Genomic DNA, 4483 nt, shown 5'->3' with positions numbered 1-4483 from the left:
AAACAGATAACTAAAATTACAAACAAATCGTTTAACTTCTGTATTTATTTACAGATGTAATCACTTCAGGAGTGATTACATGAACAAAAATATAAAATATTCTCAAAACTTTTTAACGAGTGAAAAAGTACTCAACCAAATAATAAAACAATTGAATTTAAAAGAAACCGATACCGTTTACGAAATTGGAACAGGTAAAGGGCATTTAACGACGAAACTGGCTAAAATAAGTAAACAGGTAACGTCTATTGAATTAGACAGTCATCTATTCAACTTATCGTCAGAAAAATTAAAACTGAATACTCGTGTCACTTTAATTCACCAAGATATTCTACAGTTTCAATTCCCTAACAAACAGAGGTATAAAATTGTTGGGAATATTCCTTACCATTTAAGCACACAAATTATTAAAAAAGTGGTTTTTGAAAGCCGTGCGTCTGACATCTATCTGATTGTTGAAGAAGGATTCTACAAGCGTACCTTGGATATTCACCGAACACTAGGGTTGCTCTTGCACACTCAAGTCTCGATTCAGCAATTGCTTAAGCTGCCAGCGGAATGCTTTCATCCTAAACCAAAAGTAAACAGTGTCTTAATAAAACTTACACGCCATACCACAGATGTTCCAGATAAATATTGGAAGCTATATACGTACTTTGTTTCAAAATGGGTCAATCGAGAATATCGTCAACTGTTTACTAAAAATCAGTTTCATCAAGCAATGGAACACGCCAAAGTAAACAATTTAAGTACCATTACTTATGAGCAAGTATTGTCTATTTTTAATAGTTATCTATTATTTAACGGGAGGAAATAATTCTATGAGTCGCTTTTTTAAATTTGGAAAGTTACACGTTACTAAAGGGAATGGAGATAAATTATTAGATATACTACTGACAGCTTCCAAGAAGCTAAAGAGGTCCCTAGCGCCTACGGGGAATTTGTATCGATAAGGGGTACAAATTCCCACTAAGCGCTCGGGACCCCTTGTAGGAAAATGTCCTAAGTGTGGCAACAATATTGTATTAAAAAAATCGTTTTATGGTTGTTCAAATTATCCTGAATGTAAGTTTACTTTAGCTGAACATTTTAGAAAGAAAAAACTAACCAAAACGAATGTAAAAGAATTACTGGAGGGAAAAGAAACCCTGGTAAAAGGAATCAAAAACAAAGAGAAAAAGCCCTACAATGCCGTTGTAAAAATTGGGGAAAAGGGATATATTGATTTTATCTCTTTTTCAAAATAAACATAAAAGCCCTTTAAAGAGGGCTTTTATATATTAATCACAAATCACTTATCACAAATCACAAGTGATTAATCACAAATCACTTGTGATTTGTGATTCTTAATGATACAATATTACTATGTTTTAGCTTTAAAGGCTCGTACAGACTATATGTTTTGTGCGGGCTTTTTTCATACCCGAAAAAATTTAAAAAATTTTTCAAAAGAGGTCATTAAATCACACCTAGCTGTCCTTATATGGTGCGGAAAGAGGGATAAACACTTTTCAAATCATAAAGGAAAGGAGGTGAGATTGATGAAACCGTCTGACTTCCAGAAAACAGTTCAATGTCGTTTTGAAAGTTGTTTAAAGAAAGTTGTCCGTAGTGTCGTGAAAGATTATTACAAGGAATTAAACCGTCGTAAGAATAAAGAAATATCTTTCAGCGAATTGCCAGATGTCCTTGTTGATAAAATGGCTGTTTGGGACGACTACGAAACAGATTATACAATCTTTTCAGTATGTGGCATTGATATTCGTGTCCTTGATGATGAATTGGCAGAAGCCTTGAAGAAACTTCCAGAAAGAAAACGCAATACTCTGTTGATGTATTACTTCTTGGAAATGACAGAAAGTGAAATTGCCAACTTGCAGAAAATCACGCAAAGCGGTGTATTTAGAAACCGACATCACGCTTTGGAAACTATGAAAAAAATACTCAAGGAGGAACATTAGAAAATGAAACAGTTATTTAAGAAACCGTCTTATTACTTGATTTCATCAGCTATGGATTGAAACGAAAAAGCGATTGAAAAATTACTGGCATTTTATGACCCTTACATATCAAAGTGCTGTTTGCGTTCACTTTATGATGAATACGGCAATGTTTATATCGTTGTAGATATGGAATTAAAAGGACGTATCAGAGAAGCACTTATCAAAATGATTTTAGGTTTTGATATTGAAGATATGGACTTAGAACCAGAAGAATAAGCAGTTTTTAGCGGAGCATGATTTAATATCCCCCTCTTTCCTGCTCTGCCACCTGCTTTTATATGAAAGCAACACGCTTTCACCACAGCTCTTTGACAACTGAATAAAGCAGACAGATACGTTTGTGAGATAGCGAGCCACGGGGACTGTACGCCACGACCTTTTCAAAAGAAAGCGAGCGACCCACGCAGTGATCCGAGAGCGACTGTTGGAAAAGTCGTTTTGCCACGACCTATCCTCACAGAATAATGATACGTCCGCATGGTGCGGTTCTGCCCACAAGAATGGGAATAGTTGAGATACTAATGGAGCTTTCCAAAGCCGTCTGCCTGCTTGTAAAAAACGACACACAGTAAAGGGGGGTGCATAGATTATGAACAATACTGATGTGCCTATTTGGGAAAAATATACGCTGACGGTTGAAGAAGCGTCCAAATACTTCCGCATTGGCGAAAAGAAATTGCGTAAATTAGCCGAAGAAAATCTTGACGCTGGCTGGGTTATCGTGAACGGCAACCGTATTCAGATTAAGCGAAAACAATTTGAAAAAATCATAGATACATTGGACGAAATCTAATGTCATTGAGCCGTAGATATGGTATAATAAATATAGCGTATCACGGCTCGTTCCATGACGGAAAGGAGCTTTACACTATGTCTAATGTAAAACGAAAAGACAGTAAAAATCGCAATTTGCGTAATGGAGAGAGCCAGCGAAAAGACGGAAGATACGTTTATAAATATACCGATATATACGGAAAGCCACAATTTATCTATTCTTGGAAACTTGTACCGACAGACAAGACACCTGCTGGAAAGCGTGATGATATATCGTTGAGGGAAAAAGAAACACAGATTAAAAAAGACCTTAACGACGGTATCGATACAGCAGGCGGTAAAATGACAGTCTGCCAGCTCTACGACAAGAAGAACAGCCAAAGAAAGAACATCAAGAGGGCTACTGAAAAAGGACGACAGTATCTTATGAACGCTCTGAAAAATGACCCATTGGGTATGAGGGCGATTGATACTGTTAAGCAGTCGGACGCTAAAGAATGGGCTATCAGAATGAGCGAAAAAGGATACGCCTATAAAACGATTGATAACTACAAGCGTTCCTTGAAAGCGTCATTTTACATGGCGATACAAGACGACTGTATCAGAAAGAACCCGTTTGAATTTAAGCTAAGTGATGTTCTGGAAGATGATACGGAGCAGAAAGTTATCCTTACACCAGAGCAGGAAGAACGCCTGCTTGCCTTTATGGAAAAGGATAAGATTTACAGCAAGTATTATGATGAGGTTGTGCTTCTGCTGGAAACGGGACTTCGTATTTCTGAATTTTGCGGACTAACGACGCATATTGATATGCAGAACAGAATACTCAATATAGACCACCAGTTATTGAAAGACAGCGAAATCGGCTACTATATTGAAACGCCAAAGACCAAAAACGGAAAACGAGAACTTCCATTGACAGAACGGGCTTATCAAGCAATCCAAAGAATACTAAAGAACAGAGGAAAGGCACAACCGTTGATTGTAGGTGGTTATAGCAATTTCCTATTCTTGAACCGTGAGGGCTTACCTAAAGTTGCAGGAAACTATGAGGGCATGGTGCGAGGACTAATTAAGAAGTATAACAAGTATCACACGGACAAGTTACCGAACATCACACCACATTCATTCCGACATACTTACTGTACGAATATGGCAAACAGAGGAATGAACCCAAACACCCTGCAATATCTTATGGGACACGCTAACATAACCATGACACTTGGCTATTATGCACACGGTACATTTCAATCTGCAAAAGCAGAACTGGAAAGACTGGCTTGTTAATATCGGAGCTTATATTTACTACTCATTTACTACTTTTGGTTGCATTTTCATGCTGGTAAATGCCAGCTTATGCAAGGTATCTTCCAAAAAGAAAATACCGATAAAGCCCTAAAATACGGGATATATCGGCATTTACCAACTTATGAAAAGATAATCAGAAATTTAGTAAGTTTTTGTTTTAAAAAATCAACTACTTGTTTCAACCCATCGACGTCATCCTTTAACCAACCCATATCAACTTTGATTCCATAATGTGTTCCACTAAACATAATCTTTACCTCCTGTATTCATTGATGTTCTTTTGATGATTAAAGTATACCACCAAATTAGTGGTTTTGAAAAATTATAAAGAGGATTCCTGGAAGAGAGCATATCAACTTTGATATGCTCCCTTCTAGGTAGACAAGTGAAATAATAAA

6 protein-coding genes and 1 pseudogene are annotated in these 4483 nt (G+C 36.8%); 6 read left to right on the top strand and 1 reads right to left on the bottom strand.

The features are described 5' to 3' along the window. Window positions 1–79 precede the first annotated feature (79 nt). From erm(B) to DWW13_RS17775, 6 genes and pseudogenes are all read left to right on the top strand, one after another. The gene (erm(B), locus tag DWW13_RS17810; protein WP_008687088.1) at window positions 80–817 is read left to right on the top strand and encodes a 23S rRNA (adenine(2058)-N(6))-methyltransferase Erm(B); all 738 of its coding nucleotides are present in this window, start codon (window positions 80–82) and stop codon (window positions 815–817) included. Window positions 818–962: 145 nt separating this feature from the next. Continuing rightward, window positions 963–1247 (top strand): topoisomerase C-terminal repeat-containing protein, encoded by a 285-nt coding sequence (locus DWW13_RS17800; RefSeq protein ID WP_002326770.1) that lies wholly within the window; start codon window positions 963–965, stop codon window positions 1245–1247. Between the two features lie 294 nt (window positions 1248–1541). Further along, the gene (locus DWW13_RS17795; protein WP_003061815.1) at window positions 1542–1961 is read left to right on the top strand and encodes an RNA polymerase sigma factor; all 420 of its coding nucleotides are present in this window, start codon (window positions 1542–1544) and stop codon (window positions 1959–1961) included. Between the two features lie 3 nt (window positions 1962–1964). Continuing rightward, window positions 1965–2219 (top strand): annotated as a pseudogene (locus tag DWW13_RS17790) (helix-turn-helix domain-containing protein). A gap of 373 nt (window positions 2220–2592) precedes the next feature. Continuing rightward, window positions 2593–2796: an excisionase gene (locus tag DWW13_RS17780; protein ID WP_002322728.1), complete on the top strand. Its 204-nt coding sequence runs from the start codon at window positions 2593–2595 to the stop codon at window positions 2794–2796. Window positions 2797–2873: 77 nt separating this feature from the next. Further along, entirely contained in the window at window positions 2874–4064 is a 1191-nt protein-coding gene (locus tag DWW13_RS17775; protein ID WP_003062094.1) for a site-specific integrase, read from the top strand. Window positions 4065–4204: 140 nt separating this feature from the next. Here DWW13_RS17775 and DWW13_RS19790 read toward each other — a convergent pair whose 3' ends face one another. Continuing rightward, window positions 4205–4333 (bottom strand): hypothetical protein, encoded by a 129-nt coding sequence (locus tag DWW13_RS19790; protein ID WP_264292968.1) that lies wholly within the window; start codon window positions 4331–4333, stop codon window positions 4205–4207. Window positions 4334–4483: the final 150 nt, after the last annotated feature.

The organism is Blautia sp. AF14-40 (genome assembly GCF_003479665.1).
Lineage (GTDB): Bacteria > Bacillota > Clostridia > Lachnospirales > Lachnospiraceae > Fusicatenibacter > Fusicatenibacter saccharivorans.
This window is presented reverse-complemented; position numbering and strand designations above follow the sequence as displayed.